This window comes from uncultured Psychrobacter sp. (assembly GCF_947488565.1).
GTDB classification, from domain to species: domain Bacteria; phylum Pseudomonadota; class Gammaproteobacteria; order Pseudomonadales; family Moraxellaceae; genus Psychrobacter; species Psychrobacter saeujeotis.
In genome coordinates this window covers 213,548-231,606 of sequence record NZ_CANKZC010000003.1, presented here as the reverse complement: position 1 = coordinate 231,606, position 18,059 = coordinate 213,548, and the positions used below count along the sequence as shown (strand labels likewise).

The window sequence follows — 18,059 nt, the reverse complement described above, 5'->3', positions numbered from 1 at the left end:
TGCACTCACCTTCCACGATTCATTAAACAACGGCAACTTCTCTAAACATGCCTGCTTCCATATGATAGAGCAGATGGCAATGCCACGCCCAGCGCCCTGCTTCTCCTGTAACATCGAAGCTGACCTTTTGTGCAGGCTGCACGATAATGGTATGTTTACGCACCTGAAAGTCACCATCAGGCGCACGCATATCGCTCCACATACCATGCAAATGCATCGGATGATTCATCATGGTGTCATTGATTAAGGTAATGCGCACGCGCTCATTAGGTTTGATGTTGACCGGCGCGGCATCCCGAAACATAACCCCATCTAATGCCCAAATATAACGCTCCATATTACCAGTTAGATGTATTTCAATTTCACGAGTAGGTTTGCGCTGCTCGCTAAGCGCAGTCTCATCTACTGTATGCAGCTGGTTATAGGTTAAAACATCACGGTTTTTAGCAACCTTACGTAAGTTGATGCCTGGATCGTCAAGGTTGATGCGCGGACTATCGACGCGCATATCGGTCTTAAAATCATACTCGGTCTTGGCATGGCGAGCATCGTAACCGTTATCGCCCATCGCGCCCATCATATCCGCCATCGTCAGCCACTCAAATCCATCCATAGCCGGAATGAGAGCGTGCGCATCAGGGGTTGTGGCAAGCCTTGCGGCAACGTAATCGGTACGGTCAATATTTTGCGCAAATATGGTATAGGCGTCTTTGCTTGGCGTCACGATGACATCATAAGTCTCAGCCACCCCAATACGAAAATCATCGATAGCCACCGGTTTAACGTCTACGCCATCGGTCGCTATTACGGTCATCTTAAGTCCCGGGATACGCACATCAAATATCGTCTGCGCTGAACCATTGATAAAGCGCAGTTTGACAGGCTGACCGGGTTTGACGATTTGTGCCCAATTAGCAGCAGTGGTTTTGCCATTGATCAGATAATCAAAAGTCGTCTCGCCAGTTAAATCACTAAAGTCGGTCGGCATCATGCGCATCTGATTCCACATTTTGCGCTTATCAAAAGCTGTCTCGATATCTGTTGCGGCAATATCGGACAAAAGCTTTTTAAAATCTGGCAAATGATAATTATCAAAGTCTGCACGCTGTTTAAGTAGTTTTAGCAAATTGTGTGGGTCACGGTGCGTCCAATCACTGAGCAAAATGACATGATCTTCTTGGATAGGATGACGTTCGCGTCCTTTTGGCTCAATGACAATAGCCCCGCGCATACCGGTTTGTTCTTGGAATCCTGTGTGCGAGTGATACCAATAAGTGCCAGATTGTTTCAGGGTAAATTTATACGTAAAGGTGCTATTGGCTGGAATACCATCAAAGCTAATACCTGGCACGCCATCCATCTCAAACGGTACAAGCAGACCATGCCAATGAATAGAGGTCGACTCATTCATCTGGTTATGGACGCGGATCACTACCGTATCACCTTCACGCATTTTTAGCGTTGGCGCTGGCAATGAGTCATTAATGAGCGTCGCCATGCTCGTTTTGCCATTAACAATAATGGGTTTTTTGCTGACATAAAGATCAAACTCATTGCCTGTCAGTATGGGTACTTTATGCTCGAGCTTATCAGTGTTAATGACGACGTTTTTTTGATTTGCCCCCAAGGCACTATTGGCCATGGTTGGCAGGGTCGATAGCATAGACGCGCCAATTAGCGTAGATGAGCCTGTTAAAAAACGCCTGCGGTTAAGCATGTTTTTATTATTCATAATGATGACCTAACTTAATCCATAAAATGGGAATTGAGTTTGTACCAAACGATCTACTTTAAACATCAATCAAACTACAATTGCTGATGCGGCAACTCAATATCAGCATAGACGCTTGTCGTACCGTCTTTATTGATTTGCATGATTTGATACGGCATAAACTGATTTTGATACTCCATACCAGGGCTACCGACTGGCATACCCGGTACGGCAAGACCGATAGCATCGTTTGGCGGATTGGCTAGAAACTGCGCCATATGCTTAGCTGGGACATGACCTTCAAAGACATAACCATCGGTGGTAACTGTCGTATGGCAAGACTGCATTTGCGGTGATACGCTATAACGCTCTTTGAATACCGATAAGTCTGTAACGTCTTGCGCAGTGGCATTTAAGCCATTGTCTTCTGCATAACCTATCCATTCTTTACAGCAGCCACAGTTGGCATCTTTATACACCGTAGCCGAGACATTTTTAAGAAGCTCTGATTGGTTTATCAAAGGAGCCGTCACTGCTGTTATCTCAGCTTGTGGCTGTGCTACCTGAGCCGTTTGTGTCGCAACCGTTGGCTCAGGTTGTACAGGCTGTGAATCAGAAGCGCTCGTATTTGATTGGCTACAAGCCGCTAATAGTAGTGAAGATGTCGCCATCACTAAAAGAACACGAGCAGATAATTGGTTGTGTTTGCTAGAAAACATATTGGTATAGCGCTTCATAGAGCCACTCCTAAGCGTCTGTTTGCATTTTTGATATTAAAAACTAGATGTTAAAACCCATGTATTAAAAACTACGATACTAAAAAATATGAACTTGAAAATAATTAATGCTGCATTTCAAATCCGTCATCCGTCATATCCATCGTGTCGCTATTGAACGACATATCCAGCATATCGTCGTCCAATCTTGTTGTTAGCATGGTGTACTGACTTTTATCTAATTTAGGTAGCGATCTGATAAACGCGATCATGGCCCACATTCTATCGTCATCATGCGTTGCGCCCCATGCTGGCATTCCAGACGCCATAATACCGTGCTTAATCGCCCAAAACCCCTGTCTAGCACCCGCCTGCGTTTGATAACGCGCAACAATATCAGTATTGGTAAAATTAGGCGGCTTTGGATATAGGCCTTGACTAAGGTCAGTCTGTTCTACGCCAGGAGACAAATGACAGCCTGCGCACATGTCTTTATAATCTGCGCCGCCACTGCTAATCATGTCAACCTGTGCTAAATCTGGAACGATGATATCTCTACTCGCGTTTTCTATAGAACGATGACGAGCGGTCTCCAAGAAGTTGTAGACCATTGGACTATGCTCTTGATCGGCGCCAATATTTATAACACCACTAGTAATGACAGCAAAAACACCAATAATTGCGACAACAAGGGTAGAAACCACCCCCAATAAGAATTTCATGTAGTTATCCTAAAAATCTATTGTTGTTAATACACCACTATCATTTAGCAAGGCTGCCTGATAGTGATGTATATTTTATAGGATTATATTTAAAATTCTTAAGATTTACTTTTATTACTGACCGTCTCACTACTGACGCAGTGTTGTTGATAGATCTGCTTCATTTTGCCCATATTAGCCATCATGGCTTTCATAGCAGGGTCGTTCATATCCATCTTGCTATGATCCATTTTTTGCATCATTTGCATATGCTTTTCCATCTTTTTACAGCTCATTTGATCTTTTTCGGCATGGAATTTTGGATCATGAGCCATAGCAGACGTTGAAATGACTAGAGCAACAGCAGTGATGATGATTGATTTGGTTGAGTACATGGTAAATCCTTATTTTTTGGTGAAAAGCCATGTTACTGGCTTAGATTATGTCTTATTTATTCTGACTGCTAGATGACAATAAGATGACAATTTTGTCATCTTCGTCGCTTTAGATTTTCATGCCGAGTATATTCCTTTAGTATGAAGACCACAGTAAGGCTAAAAGTAATAGCGAGAATGAGCCGCATTAAATTGATCCGCCTAATGGAGGCTAGCCTATGAAAGTATTGCTAGTAGAAGATGAGATAAAGCTTGGTGAGTACATAAAAAAAGGGCTCAGCGAAGCCGGCTTTATCGTTGACCATCAGACCACAGGACTCAGCGGCTATCATGCTCTTATGACCGAAGACTTTAACGTCATCATTATGGACGTGATGTTGCCTGATATTAATGGCTTTGAGCTGGTATGCAATTATCGAGCCGCTGGCAAGCATACGCCTGTCTTATTTTTAACGGCAAAAGATGAGTTAAGCGATAGGGTTAAAGGCATTGAGATCGGCGGTGATGACTATCTAACCAAGCCTTTTGCCTTTGCCGAATTAATAGTTAGAATAAAAAGCCTACTAAGACGCGTCAGTCAAGCAGATTATCAAAGTACGATTATGCAAATAGCGGATCTAAAAATGGACATTGCCAAGCGCACTGTGCATAGAGGCGACAGCGCTATTAAACTGACGGCAAAAGAGTTCTCACTGTTGCAGTTTTTATTAGAACGTCAAGGTGAGGTATTGCCGCGCTCTGTCATCGCCTCGCAAGTATGGGACATGAACTTTGATAGTGATACCAATGTCATTGATGTGGCGATAAGACGCCTGCGACTAAAGGTGGATGATGGTTTTGAGATCAAGCTGATTCACACCGTACGCGGCATGGGTTATAAGTTGGACGTTTTAGATACACATGATACAGACGTTAAATAAATCGATGTTAAATAAAACACCACCTAATAATACTCAAGCTAAATTTGATAATCGGCGCTGGCCTTTGCTTTGGCGCACGGTATTTTTACTTACCCTATTTGTGGTGCTGTCACAAATTGTGCTGTATATCTGGATTCAGCGCTCGGTGAAGGGACACTTTGAGGAAATGGACGCTGAGATTATTAACCACGCTGCCTTTAATCTTCGCCAGCATTTGACGGATAGAGAATATCAAAGCGCTCTGCCTTCTACGCCAAATCCTGCCTTTTTACCGAACCCAGCTTCTTTAGATTCAGCTACGCTATCAGCGCCCATTAACGCTGATCATCTGCATTCGTCTTGGCTCGATTACGATCTAAAAATCTTACTTACTGACAAAGACGGCCAGCTATCTACCAGTACGCCTAGTGGTTTTGCTGACGAGTTGCCCGCAAATTTTAGCCTACCATTATTATGGCAAGAGCATCACGAGCGGCAATTTGTCACCACGATAAATGAGCGCCGTTATCGAGCCGTCATCATACAAAATAATGATCTATTAGCGCTAATTGTCCTACCTATCGATATTCATCATCAGTATTTATTACAGTTTAATCGCCAGCTTAGTATTATATTGCTAGCGATTACCTTGCTATTGGTGTCAGTTGCTGCACTCAGCGTCTATTGGGGTTTTGCGCCTTTATCTACGATCACACAAAAGATGAAAGGCATCAATCCTGAGCGCCTTGATGAGAGAATTAATGCCAGCGAGATGCCAAGAGAGCTAAGACCTTTGGCCCAGTCTTACAACTTAATGCTGGCTAAGCTTGAGAGCAATTTTGCCTCCCTGCTACGCTTCTCTGACAATATTGCTCACGAGCTGCGTACTCCCATAGCCACGCTCAGTACCCAAACACAGGTGATGCTCAGTAAACCTAGAGATAGCGATGAGTATATCGAGCAGCTGCATCATCAGCATGAAACTTTAGAGCAGTTATCGAGTCTGATTAATAATATGCTCCTGCTCGCCAAGACTCAAAAGGGGCTGAGTGACTCGCAGCTTAGTGCTGTCGATACTGACAGGCTGATTGGCAAACTTGTCGATTATTTTGAGCTGATCGCCGATGAGCGCGGTATCACTTTCGACAAATTAGGAGACTTTGGCAGTGTGTTAGGCGATGAAGGGTTGCTGCAAAGGCTGTTTGCCAATCTACTGTCAAATGCTATCTATTATGCGGCTAGTGATAGTGTCATTACTATTGCCGCGCATAAAACGGCCATGATTGACAAAGACAACTTATCAAAAAATGACACATCCTGCACAAAAAAACAGTCATTAAAAGTAACTATTACCAATCGTTTGGACGAGCCACTGGCACAAAGCGATGCGGATAAATTATTTGAGCGTTTTCATCGACATGATCAAACCAAAGCCATGCACGCAGGATCAGGTCTGGGTTTATCTATTGTACAAGCGATCGTCAACGCCCATAACGGCAATGTCAGTATCTCTATTAAAGAGGATTATTATTTCGAGGTTGAGGTGATTTTGTAGCGAGCACAGAATTAACTTGGCAGCATCGGCAACCAAAACACCAAAGCCAACAGCGTGGCTAGTAATACTGGCGGCGTAATGAGCAGGCCGATTTTCATATATTGCCCCCAGCTGATTTTATAATCTTTTTCTGCCAACACATGTAGCCATAACAAGGTCGCAAGGCTACCGATGGGTGTAAACTTCGGTCCTAGATCATTACCAATCACATTGGCATATATCATCAGCTCGCGAGTGGCAGCCGGTACTTGCGCGCTATCAATCGCCAATGCGCCTACCAAGGTCGATGGCATGTTATTCATGATAGAAGCTACAATCGCCGAAAGAAAACCCGTGCCTACTGTGGCGATGATATTACCTTGCTGCCCTAGCCAATTGAGTATCTGAGCACCATAAGCTGTCAGTCCTGCATTCCCCAAGCCATACACCACCAAGTACATACCGACAGAAAACAAGACAATTTGCCAAGGTGCGTTACGTACGACATCAGACACCGAAACAACCGCCTCTCGCCCACCTTGCCACCAGCGACCTGCGATGGCCATCAGCATTAAAGCCGCCGCTCCAGTGACAACGGAGATAGGAATACCTATTGATTCAGTCGCAAAATAAGCAACCAATAATAAGGCAAGTAGCGGAAAAGCTGCCCTAAAAACTAACATATCTTCAATAGCAGATGCAGGTGCGCTAAGATTGGTAATAGAATAATGTGTTGGGATTTGGCGGGCATATACCACCCACAGCACTGCTAATGTCGCGATGACAGAGATGATATTGACGGGCACCATGACCGCCGCATAACGTCCAAAGCCAATATCGAAATAATTGGCGCTGACGATATTGACCAGATTAGAAGTCACTAGCGGCAAACTTGCGGTATCAGCGATAAAGCCCGTCGCGATGATAAAAGCCAATGCCGATGGCGGTGAAAACTTAAGCCGTAGCAAGATGGCGATGACGATCGGTGTCAGGAGTAATGCAGCGCCATCATTGGCAAAAAACGCGGAGATAAACGCGCCCAATATGACAATCATGGGAAACAATAAGCGTCCTTGCCCATTGCCTAGTCTCGCCACATGCAAGGCGGCCCAACCAAAAAATCCCGCTCTATCTAAGATAAGCGAGATAATAATCAGTGCCACAAAGGTAAAAGTCGCATCCCAAACGATATCCCACACCACAGCGACATCGGATAACTGTACCACGCCAAAAGCCAAGGCGACCAACGCCCCGCCCAACGCGCTCCAACCAATGCCCAAGCCTTTAGGCTGCCATATCACTAAAACCAAAGTTACGATAAAGATAATGAATGCGAGCATGGAGCAACCTTGTTTACGGCGTGTTGATTATAACTAGGAGATATTACAGCGACTTTTGATTGACACGCTGTGATAGCTCTTCGGCACTTTCCACCCGCTCAGAGTATCTATCGGTCAGATAGGTCGAGCGTCCACGAGTCAACCACGTAAACTTCACCAGCTCTTCACAAACATCCACAAGGCGCAGATATAAAGGCGACATATCCATACGATTGTCATCATTAAACTGTAAAAAAGCCTTAGGGATAGACGATTGATTGGGGATAGTAATCATACGCATCCAGCGCCCCAGAATGCGCAGCTGATTGACGGTATTAAAGCTTTGACTGCCACCGCTGACTTGCATCACTGCCAAGGTTTTGCCTTGAGTGGGGCGTACGCCGCCCAGTGCAAGCGGTATCCAATCGATTTGTGCTTTCATAATGCTGGTGATGCTGCCGTGACGTTCTGGGCTCACCCACAGCATGCCTTCTGACCACTGCGCCAGCTCGCGCAGCTCTTGCACCTTTGGATGATCGCTATCAGCATCATCAGGTAGCGGCAACCCTGATGGATTAAACATCCGTACTTCGCAGCCATACCAACGCAGCAGCCGACTTGCTTCCTCAGCCGCTAACCTAGAAAATGAGCGCTCACGTAACGACCCGTATAGCACTAGTATCTTAGGCGGATGACGTGGGTCATTCGGCGCAACCAGCGACTCAATATCGATCGGTTGTAATTGATTGGTATCAATATTGGGCAGGTCATCTAGATTAAATAAACCCTCTGCGTGAGGTTGGTTTTTATTGGTTGTTGTCATGATAAATCGTCTCGCCGTCCTCTTTAGTAAAACTGATTACTGGGTTTTCTAACAATTCAAACACCCGCTCTGATGGTCGGCATAAGGCTGCGCCCTTATCCGTGACCACGATAGGACGGTTGATTAAGATAGGATGCGCGATCATCACATCGATAATATAGTCATCAGATAGCGCAGGGTTATCTAAGCCCAGCTCATCATTGATAGCTTCTTTGCTACGTAATAACTCTCTTGGCGAGATATTCATCTTTGCCAATAGGTCAACCAGCTCGTCACGGCTTGGCGGGTTCTTTAGATACTCTACCACTTCTGGCTGCTCACCTGATGCTTTTATGATGGCAAGCGTATTGCGGGAAGTGCCGCAGTTAGGGTTATGAAAAATCAATGGTTTCATAGCAATTTTACCTATTTTTTGAATCTATAGAGAATTCAGCATAAAAACGATACAGTGGAACTGGGATGAATCTTACGCAGCATCGAGCAGCGCAGGCACAGCACGCAAGAAAAATTTATACACCAGTTCCACGTTGAAATATAATGTATCTGTTTTATTTAGAATCGACTATAGTTATTAAGAATATGTCTATTGAATTAGCTAGCGACTTAGCGCTGGCTTTACAGACTGCCTTGTTTATTAGCTGTGGCAGTCTCACATCCACCCAAACTGTCTATGAGCGAGGCACACAGCTCTGGATGTCCTGCACAGCAGTCTTGCAACAAAAACTGCACAACCGCCTCCATATGCGACAGCGACGCACGATAGATAATTTGCCGGCTTTGACGTTTTGAGACCACCCACCCTGCTCGTGCCAGCACCGATAAATGCGCTGACATAGTGTTATGCGGCACCGATAGCTGACGGGCTATTTCACCCGCAGGTAAACCCTTAGGTTCTTGACTGACCAGTAGTTTAAAGGCTTTTAGACGAGTATCTTGAGAGAGCGCCGCAAAGCTTGCGATAGCGTTAGTTATTTCCATATGTCCAATAATACAGACATATCAGAATATTTCAATAAACAATAAATAAAAAATGTTTATAAGTAGCATTTTAAAGCTTTTGATAATCCAATTTTTAACAACGTACAACCCACAGCAAAAAACCCGCTAAAAAATATAGCGGGTTTTGACGTCGATAAATGGGTCAGTCAGATTTATACTCCGCCCGCCCCTTTACTTGACATTTCGCTGTTCTCAACCAATATGGCAGCCGCTGTTTTTTTGAGTAACGCCCACTGCTCATCATCGACATAGATGCCTTCCTTCCATGCACGCTGATGAGTTTCAAACAGCTCATCCGTCGATATCTTATGGTCGAAGTGCTGGATATCGTCTTCGATATCAAAATTTGAGGTGGCCAGCTCAATGATCATATCGTCAGTATTATAGTTGGCTTGCGCCTTATTAAAGAAGTAAATATCAGGATAGACAAAGCCTTGATTTAGAGTGAATAAAGTATGCTTAGGCGCTGAGCCGTTATCCCATTTGGCCAGACAAGCGATACCGTTATCAGCCAACTTGACCAACTCACTATACGCCAACCAGCGATTATGACAGTTCATTAAATAAATCTGAAAATGATCCAAATCACCCATTTTTTCTAGGGCGTAGTCCATGATGGCAGGCAAATGACAAATCAAACTGCTGTCATGCAAATCAAAGCGAATGGCGCCCGTTTCTTGATGGACGATATCAATAGGCGTATCTTGCTCAGTTAAGATAAAGGGCGTGGCATTATTAAAATGACGCACACCATCCAATCCTGCCATCTCAAGCTCAGCCACCATAGAGGCGATGACATCAGCCTCGCCGACTTCTCGGTGCATCCCCGTAAAGGCTTTATACACCATTGCCACGATTTCATTGTGCGATACAATCATGTCTTAAATCTCCTTGGTAATGGTTGAGTCTTGAGTGGGCAGTGTTTGGGTAGACGAATTTTCTGTAAATGAATCTTTTGTAGACAAGTTAGGTAATAAAGGAAACAGCCATTCATCACTATGTACTTCGTTAAATAAAGGCGCACCTTGGAACAAAGTGATTCGTACCCAGCGATCAGACCTAGGATCGAACTTGGTCGCGCCAAACATCGATAGCTTACAACGTAGTAGATGCATAGGCGGTGTATGCTTATGCAAAACATTCATCTGAATGTCACCCATTTTTTTGTGGCCCATGGTCCATACGCGGCGAGCGATAGAACGGTATTTAGGCTTGCTTAGCATAAACTCGGATATCAGCTGCTGTGGATCGGCCTGTTGTAAAGCCACATACAAGTTCTTTGCTTGCCGCCCGATATCTAATGATAGCTCTCGATCATCACCGGGCTCTTGCCCGCGTACGCCCATGCGTGGCTCTTCTTTATCCACCGAGCGATACCAAAACCAATAGCGATTATCAGGCTCATCAAAATCAATCGTAATCGCCCATTGATAACGTGACTCTAATACATCAAGCAAATCTTGAATCACTTTGCCTTTTGGTAGTGACAAGGCTTCATCCGCGTTGACCTTTTCTTGAAACGCATCGACACGCTCAGGATATAGCTCCATTAAGCAAGAGATGATGACTTCTTGGCTCTCAAAACTTAAATGATCGTGAGCTTGCAAGAACTCCGCCCATGTTTTGTAAGCTTCAATCGTGGTCATAAGCTCGCTTTTCAATGCACTCAGCTCTGTAACGACAGCTTCGTTTAATGTGGCTTGCTGCTCATTGATGGTAACGATTTCGGTAAAATGCTGAATCGCGCGCGCAAGCAAGCTGGAAAAATACGCCACCTTTTCTGACTCAATATCACAGACCAAGGTCGCTTGCACCGCTTCTTCACGGGTGGTGAGCCACTGATCAACGATACAAGGGTGATTGATTAGATACGGTGCCATACCCAGACCCGTCGCGTTACCGATTCCTAGATAACGCTTAATCTCTGGATGGAGCGCGACTGCTTTATTACCGCCTTTTTTCTTGGCTAAAAAATCAACCCAATCAAGGCTAAATTCACGTAGCAAATAAACTGCACACATCTGCGCGCGAAACGACTGATTAAAGTCTTCGCTATGATCTAATGGCTTAAAATCATAAATACCAAATTTGCCGTTGCCATAGACTGCCGTGGTACGCAGGATATAACCGACTTGTGCGAGCACCTCAAGGTCAGGCTGCTGACCATCAGCTAAGGCGCTCACGATATGATCAAACACTCGCACGCTTTTATTAGCGCGTGCCAGCACCATCACCATGTTGGAATTGCGACCTGCTTCTTGTAGCGGTACATTGGCTTTGAGATTATCGAGTAGCTCCTGACCAATCTCCCCAAAAACAAGACCAAAGGTGACATCCCACTTTTGAGCGATCACTCGATCATTACGCTCGTCATCGGCCAGCTCATTACAGAATACCACCAGATGATAAGTATGTTCAGGGGTTTGCAAACGGTAGATGACTTGTCCATAACCCTTGTCATCCAAATCCCACAGATGCGTACTCAGTGTCCATTTTTCTCTATCAATTTTACGCAGTAATGTACGTACAAAGCTGATACGCGTCTGGTGCATCGCACCCAGTCGCTCAGCATTCATGACCACATCGGGGCTGCGTAAAGACAGTGTCGCTACGTCAATGCTCTCATTGTTTGCGTGAACCAAATTCATAATGCCACTACCTTACATAATATGTCAGACCAGTTGACTGGCTGACCGTTTTAACGAAGTGCTTTTAATCAAAGCCATTTAAAAACCAACCATTTTAATCAAACCACTGTGAATAAATTACTATCATAATCAACATGTTATACACAATATATCTATTATGATAGTTGTTCAACAATTTACTTTTCTTCAATAATTTTTTGTTTAGCGAGCTTTTCCTCCGCCTTGCGATGATTGACCACAACCTTGTTAGGACGATACAAATCTTGATCACGTGCCATTTGCTGGGCGATTTTTGGTCCGTTCCATAGAGAAGGCAGCAAAACAAAAGACACAGGAACCGCAGTAATGACAATAAAGGACTGCAAGGCGCTCACTCCGCCTGAACCAAGCGAAATCAATACAATAGCAGTAACCCCCATCATGATGCCCCAAAAGGTACGAATCATAGCGTTTGGCTCACGCTCGCCACTGATGACGACGCTGATGGTATAGGTCATCGAATCCCCTGTGGTTACGATAAAAATCGTGGTCAAAATCAAAAATAGTATCGAGGTAATCAATGGAAACGGTAGCTGCTGCGTGACTGCTAATAATGCGCCTGGTAAGTTGAAGCCTTCAAAGGCGGCGCTCACACTGCCCGGATTAGCAATCTCAAACGCCAGTCCCGAACCGCCAACGATGGTGAACCAAAAACAGGTGACAAGCGGTGCAATGATACATACTGTGGTAATCAACTCTCGAATGGTACGACCACGTGAAATACGAGCAATAAAGATAGCCATCATCGGGCCATAGCCCAAAAACCAGCCCCAAAAGAATACCGTCCACCAGCTAAGCCAACCTTCATCACCGCGGTATGTGGCCATCGGAATAAAGTTGTCAATCAAGCTACCGACACCTTGAATATAGCCATTAACGATAAAGTTGGTCGGGCCAAAGATCAAAATGAAAACCATCAGTGCAAAAGCCAGCGTAACGTTAAAACGGCTTAAGAGCTGCATACCGCGCGTCAGTCCACTAATCGCTGAGATGGTATAAAGCGCAATAGCGAATACGATAATAATTAGCTGAGTGGTAAAGGTATCAGGGATACCAAATAACTCGTTGAGTGCATAGCTGGTCTGCAAACCTAAAAATCCAATAGGACCGATGGTGCCCGCCGCCACCGCGACGATACAACAAGCATCGATAATGGCGCCAGCTTGACCCGTCAGTACACGCTCTCCAAACACAGGATAAAGTAAGGTACGCGGCTTAAGTGGTAAGCCTTTGTCATAATGCAGATGCATCACTACAATAGCGGTCAAGCTGCCAACAATTGACCACGCCAAAAAGCCCCAGTGCATAAAAGACTGTGACAAAGCATTGAATGCACGTTGTTGTAAGTCTGGTGACTCACCATATAAAGGCGGCGCCGTCACATAATGCGCAATGGGTTCAGCGGCCGCCCAAAAGACTCCGCCGCCAGCAAGTAACGTACAAAAAAGAATGGCCATCCACTTAAAGCTGTCCATCTCTGGCACAGGCAGATTACCCAAAATAACTCGTCCTGTGCGGCCAGCACCAACAGCCAAAGCAATAACGAAGGTCGCTAACAACAGTATCTGCCAAAAGGGACCAAAAATATTGACCGACCAAGCAAAGCTGACATTGACGATTTCTGCTAATTGCGCCTCAGCAAAGATAGCCATCAAAACAAAGAGGGTAATAAAACCGCCACTGTACCAAAACGCTGGGTTTTTAAGACCTAAGGTATCGGACGGCCCCTCTACATGGGTTAAGGTACCTGTTGTTTTGTCGACGTCTGAGCGTCCTTGCTCATCGCTATTAAATCCCTTTAAATCGGCCATGATGTGGCTCCATATGCTAACGTTACATTGTTTAAATCAGAGGTATAGTCAATCCACTATAAAAATGAAAGAATTTTAACGCTATAAAACGTCGTTTGTCTTATAGCGCGTTGGAGTGATGGCTTGCAAAGCTTAGATTTAAACAACGAACCTCTAAAAAACGAGCTTTCAAAGCTCAGCTTTAGAGTGTTAATATTTAAGCCAATGGCTTTAAACCTTGCTCTAAAAAATCAAACCAGTTTTGGCCGATAATTTTGCCAGCATCAGCCTCATTAAAGCCATGCTGTAAAAGACCGTTATAGATATTTTCCATACCATCTTTGCCAGCGAACCAAGGCAAAGTATCCGGCCAGCCTGAATTATTAGCATTACCTTCACCATAATCCATCGCTTTTGACCAGCGACCATTACGCATCCATTCAAGTACCGCTTGCGGCTGATTGAGACACAAGTCGCTACCAATAGCTAAGTGCTCAACACCATATTTATCCGCACAATTGGCAATCATTCTGCAAAAGTCCTCAAGCGTACAGTCGCTACCATTTGGCAAGTGGAACGGGTATAAACTAAAGCCTAATAGCCCGCCCGCTTTGGTCAAGGCGCTAATAACCGTGTCTGATTTATTACGCAAGGCATCATGAGCGGTGGTTGGATTGGCGTGACTGATACATATCGGACGCGAGGAGACTTCTATCGCCTCAAGCGTAGATTGCTCAGCACTGTGCGACATATCGACGATCATACCGACGCGATTCATCTCTTTAACAGCTTGCTGACCAAAGCGGGTGACGCCGCTGTCATTCTGCTCATAGCAGCCAGTTGCTAGCAAGCTTTGGTTGTTATAAGTCAGCTGCATAATCAAGAGACCCATACGGCGCATGACGCTAATTAGGCCAATCTCATCGTCGATTGGTGAGCAGTTTTGCGCGCCAAAAAAGATACCGACTTTGCCTTGTTCTTTTGCCGTTTTAATATCAGCGACCGAATACACAGGCAAGATCAAATCACTGTTTTGCTCAAAACGCGCGTGCCACTCAGCAAAGCGGGTCATGGTCTGACGCGCGTCTTCATGATAAACCAAGGTTGCGTGCACCGCATTGATACCACTATCTTTTAGCATCTTGAAGTAGTCACGATCCCAATGGCTATACTGTAATCCGTCGATGACGATATGATCTTGGTACATCTTGTTATCCTTCTTATGACTCGTTTTTCGACTGAACTCTGTCGTAGGGTGGGTTAGCGGTAGCGTAACCCGCCGATATTTGACAGTTTATATTTAAAGTGGCGGATTACGTTTTGTCGGCACTCTTTGCAAGAGTTTGAAAAACTAACCCACCCTACGCAAAACACGCCTCTACTTTTTATCAAAGACTAATATGCTTTTTGATAAGCGGTCTTGACGATAGTATAAAACTCTTTGGCATATTGACCTTGCTCACGCGGGCCAAAGCTTGACTCTTTACGACCACCAAACGGCACATGATAATCGGTACCTGCAGTCGCTAGATTTACCATGACACAGCCCGCTTGTACTTGCTCTTTAAACATCGCGCTATTACGCAGACTTTGGGTAATGATGCCGCCGGTCAAACCAAAGCGCGTATCATTGGTCATGGCAATCGCTTCTTCTAAATTCTTGACGCGCAAGACACAGGCCAGCGGAGCAAATACTTCTTCTTGGTTAATATCCCAGCTGTTGTCAGTCTCAGTAAACAAGGTCGGCGACATATAGTAGCCGTCATGTGGCATCTCTAACCGCTCACCACCAAAGGCTAAATTGGCACCGGCTTGCTTGGCTTTTTCGATCCAATCCATGTTTGATGCCAACTGCTTGTCATCGACCACAGGTCCCATAAAGATACCGTCGTCAAGCGCATGACCAACCTTTAGCGTTTTCATTTTGGCGACCACACCGTCGACGAAGGCATCATGGATACTGTCCATGACGATAAGACGTGAAGAGGCGGTACATTTTTGTCCTGAGCCCCCAAATGCACCAGCAACCGCTGTATCGATAGCCGTTTGTAAGTCAGCATCATCAGCGATGACTAACGCATTTTTACTACCCATCTCAAGCTGGCAACGGATGAAGTTTGGAGCCGTCGCAGCAGCGACTTTGCGACCTGTGGGCACAGAGCCTGTAAAGCTGACCGCGTCGATGTCTTTAGAATTGATGAGCGCATCACCGACGCTAGAGCCACCACCCAATAGTAAGTTAAACGTACCTTCAGGCAGGCCTTGACGGTGAATAATATCAGCCATCGCCACCGCACTGGCAGGCGTTAAGTTCGCAGGCTTCCAGATAACACTGTTACCAAAAGCTAAAGCGGGGGCGATTTTCCATACCGCAGTAGCCGTTGGGAAGTTCCAAGGCGAGATAATTGCAACCACACCGACGGCTTCACGAGTGACTTCGACTTTGACCCCAGGACGTACCGAGTCAGCAAGGTCGCCCATTTGACGTAACACTTCGGCAGCATAATAATGAAAGAACTGCCCAGCGCGATAAATCTCACCGCGACCTTCCGCAAATGGCTTACCTTCTTCACGTGACAATAAAGTACCTAGCTCATCACAACGGGCAATCATCTCATCACCAATCGCTTGCAAGATAGACTGCTTCTTTTCAAGTGGCGTCGCTTCCCACTTTGGCTGCGCCTGACGCGCAGCAGCAATAGCATCTTTGACTTGATCTGTGCTGGCCTGTGCGAACTCACCAACGATTTCGCTGGTATCAGATGGGTTAATATTGGCAATACTATTAGCGCCCGCTTGCCATTCACCATTGATATAGATGGATTTGGCTGGATCTTGTTGCAATACTTGTTGGGTGGTTTGGGCTGACATAAGAACATCCTTAGTAAAACGATTAAAATCAAAATCTTGGAAAATTTATTTGAATAATTAAAATACTGAAAACGTACAATTATTATTCGTTGGAGAATCTATGAGAAGCTTAAGGCACAGCAGCATAAACGACCAGCTCTACCAGCATCTCTTCGCGAGCCAGTCCTGCTATCACTAGAGCCGCTCTGTTTGGATATGGTGCTGCGAAATATTCAGCATACACTTGATTGACAGTTTTGAGATACTCGCGATCCGTCACATAAATCAGCACCTGCAATACCGAATCCATGCCAACGCCTGCAGATTCCAAAGTATGTTTTAGGTTGTCTAGCGTTTGCCGAGTTTGCGCCTCAATACCACCTGCGACCACTTCACCATTTTCATCGATAGGAATCTGTGCGGTATACAGCGTTCCATTGTTAGTAATTGCCCACTCTAACGGTGATTTGGAAGCGTAAAGTGAGGTCTTAACGGGCTGCTTAGTGGTTTGAGTCGTCATGCGGTGTTCTTCCTTAGATAAATGGCGGCATCATCTGTTTAATTGATAGCCTGTATTGCGATGTTGCATCCATGCTACCCTTTTAATAATGACAAATCTAACTAATTAAATATTAAAATTGATAGATTTAATCTATCATAGTAGATATATTATTGATAAACAGATTTCGGCGGCAGAAAATATGAAAATACAGCAATTACGGCATTTTTTATTTGTGGTAAAAGAAGGCGGTTTTCGTGCTGCGGCTGAGCGCGCCAATCGATCACAAGCAGCGCTGTCAGCCTCCATCAAAGAGCTGGAGAAGACGCTCGGTCAGCGTTTATTTGAAAGTGGTAATAAGGCCACACTCACCCCTTTTGGTAAAACCTGCTTACCGAAGATTGAGCAATTCCTGACCACTTATAAAGCACTAGAAGATGATCTCAAAGCATCTGCTTCTGGTGACAAAGGTAAAATAAGAATTGCCAGCGTGCCATCGCTTGTCACCAAGCTGTTGCCAAGCGTGTTGGTCGAATACGCCAAAAAGCACCCTGATATTGAGATTGTACTGATAGATGATAATTCTGTTGGGGTGGCCAATCGATTATTGGCAGGTGAAGTAGATTTAGCATTGGGTAACTGTATCAGTATAGATCAGGCGGATATAGATTTTACACCGCTCATTTCAGACCCAATTGGCGTCGTTTGCTTAAACAGTAACTCGTTAAATCAGTTGAAAAATAAGTCAGAAAAGCAACAAAATAGATCACGAAAAAAAGGGCTTAAATGGCAACAATTAGTCACGCAGCCTTTTATCTATAATGGTACTTGCCGGCTACTTGAAAACACGCCTGCTGAGGTGCTTAACCGCAATGCGCGCTACACGGTCGAAAACATTACCTCCTTGTTTTCACTACTGCGCAATGACCTTGGTATCACGACTTTGCCCAAGCTCGCCTTCCCTTCTAACGAGCCTGAACTGGTATGGCTTGATTTGCTGGAACCAGCTCTGGACAGACAGATCGGCATCTTTAAATTAGCGAATAAAACTATCTCACCGTCAGCACAAGCCTTTTATGAGTTGTGTATCAAATACGTGCAAGAGCATTATCCTTTATCAGATATGGCATAATTTT

At 44.9% G+C, this 18,059-nt stretch carries 17 protein-coding genes; 3 read left to right on the top strand and 14 right to left on the bottom strand.

Features of this window, described 5'->3' with window-relative positions; genetic code table 11:
- Nucleotides 1–22: 22 nt before the first annotated feature.
- The 4 genes from Q0890_RS08110 to Q0890_RS08095 form a co-directional block, all read right to left on the bottom strand.
- Nucleotides 23–1,732, bottom strand: coding sequence for a copper resistance system multicopper oxidase (locus Q0890_RS08110; RefSeq protein ID WP_299219362.1), 1,710 nt, complete (start codon nt 1,730–1,732; stop codon nt 23–25).
- A 74-nt stretch (nt 1,733–1,806) separates the two neighbouring features.
- A complete protein-coding gene (locus Q0890_RS08105; protein WP_299219360.1) occupies nt 1,807–2,448 on the bottom strand; it encodes a DUF411 domain-containing protein in 642 nt (213 codons plus the stop codon).
- Nucleotides 2,449–2,552: 104 nt separating this feature from the next.
- On the bottom strand, nt 2,553–3,149 hold the full coding sequence (locus Q0890_RS08100; protein WP_299219358.1) for a cytochrome c: 597 nt from the start codon (nt 3,147–3,149) through the stop codon (nt 2,553–2,555).
- Between the two features lie 98 nt (nt 3,150–3,247).
- Nucleotides 3,248–3,523 carry a hypothetical protein gene (locus Q0890_RS08095; protein WP_299219356.1) on the bottom strand — a complete coding sequence of 92 codons (276 nt, stop codon included), beginning with the start codon at nt 3,521–3,523 and terminating at the stop codon, nt 3,248–3,250.
- A gap of 218 nt (nt 3,524–3,741) precedes the next feature.
- Between Q0890_RS08095 and Q0890_RS08090 the strand changes: the two genes are divergently transcribed.
- Together Q0890_RS08090 and Q0890_RS08085 are read left to right on the top strand one after the other, a co-directional pair.
- Nucleotides 3,742–4,443 carry a heavy metal response regulator transcription factor gene (locus Q0890_RS08090; RefSeq protein ID WP_299219354.1) on the top strand — a complete coding sequence of 234 codons (702 nt, stop codon included), beginning with the start codon at nt 3,742–3,744 and terminating at the stop codon, nt 4,441–4,443.
- Nucleotides 4,424–5,977, top strand: coding sequence for an ATP-binding protein (locus Q0890_RS08085; RefSeq protein ID WP_299219353.1), 1,554 nt, complete (start codon nt 4,424–4,426; stop codon nt 5,975–5,977). Before Q0890_RS08090 ends, Q0890_RS08085 begins: the two co-directional genes overlap by 20 nt.
- Nucleotides 5,978–5,988: 11 nt before the next feature.
- Here Q0890_RS08085 and Q0890_RS08080 read toward each other — a convergent pair whose 3' ends face one another.
- The 10 genes from Q0890_RS08080 to Q0890_RS08035 all read right to left on the bottom strand — a co-directional run bounded on the left by Q0890_RS08080 (nt 5,989) and on the right by Q0890_RS08035 (nt 16,944).
- On the bottom strand, nt 5,989–7,296 hold the full coding sequence (locus Q0890_RS08080) for an arsenic transporter (RefSeq protein WP_299219351.1): 1,308 nt from the start codon (nt 7,294–7,296) through the stop codon (nt 5,989–5,991).
- 43 nt (nt 7,297–7,339) lie between these two features.
- On the bottom strand, nt 7,340–8,098 hold the full coding sequence (arsH, locus tag Q0890_RS08075) for an arsenical resistance protein ArsH (RefSeq protein ID WP_299219349.1): 759 nt from the start codon (nt 8,096–8,098) through the stop codon (nt 7,340–7,342).
- A complete protein-coding gene (gene arsC / locus Q0890_RS08070; RefSeq protein WP_299219347.1) occupies nt 8,082–8,492 on the bottom strand; it encodes an arsenate reductase (glutaredoxin) in 411 nt (136 codons plus the stop codon). Before arsC ends, arsH begins: the two co-directional genes overlap by 17 nt.
- Nucleotides 8,493–8,713: 221 nt before the next feature.
- Complete coding sequence (locus Q0890_RS08065; protein ID WP_299219345.1) at nt 8,714–9,076, bottom strand: helix-turn-helix transcriptional regulator; 363 nt, start codon at nt 9,074–9,076, stop codon at nt 8,714–8,716.
- A 173-nt stretch (nt 9,077–9,249) separates the two neighbouring features.
- Nucleotides 9,250–9,975, bottom strand: a complete 726-nt coding sequence (locus tag Q0890_RS08060; RefSeq protein WP_299219343.1) for a DUF3726 domain-containing protein — start codon at nt 9,973–9,975, stop codon at nt 9,250–9,252.
- Between the two features lie 3 nt (nt 9,976–9,978).
- Nucleotides 9,979–11,745 carry a hypothetical protein gene (locus Q0890_RS08055; protein WP_299219341.1) on the bottom strand — a complete coding sequence of 589 codons (1,767 nt, stop codon included), beginning with the start codon at nt 11,743–11,745 and terminating at the stop codon, nt 9,979–9,981.
- Nucleotides 11,746–11,921: 176 nt separating this feature from the next.
- Nucleotides 11,922–13,595, bottom strand: a complete 1,674-nt coding sequence (locus Q0890_RS08050) for a BCCT family transporter (protein WP_299219340.1) — start codon at nt 13,593–13,595, stop codon at nt 11,922–11,924.
- A 196-nt stretch (nt 13,596–13,791) separates the two neighbouring features.
- Nucleotides 13,792–14,781, bottom strand: a complete 990-nt coding sequence (locus tag Q0890_RS08045) for a membrane dipeptidase (RefSeq protein ID WP_299219338.1) — start codon at nt 14,779–14,781, stop codon at nt 13,792–13,794.
- A 188-nt stretch (nt 14,782–14,969) separates the two neighbouring features.
- On the bottom strand, nt 14,970–16,445 hold the full coding sequence (locus Q0890_RS08040) for an aldehyde dehydrogenase family protein (protein ID WP_299219336.1): 1,476 nt from the start codon (nt 16,443–16,445) through the stop codon (nt 14,970–14,972).
- A 109-nt stretch (nt 16,446–16,554) separates the two neighbouring features.
- Nucleotides 16,555–16,944 (bottom strand): RidA family protein, encoded by a 390-nt coding sequence (locus Q0890_RS08035; protein ID WP_299219334.1) that lies wholly within the window; start codon nt 16,942–16,944, stop codon nt 16,555–16,557.
- Between the two features lie 181 nt (nt 16,945–17,125).
- Between Q0890_RS08035 and Q0890_RS08030 the strand changes: the two genes are divergently transcribed.
- The gene (locus Q0890_RS08030; protein ID WP_299219332.1) at nt 17,126–18,055 is read left to right on the top strand and encodes a LysR family transcriptional regulator; all 930 of its coding nucleotides are present in this window, start codon (nt 17,126–17,128) and stop codon (nt 18,053–18,055) included.
- Nucleotides 18,056–18,059 lie beyond the last annotated feature (4 nt).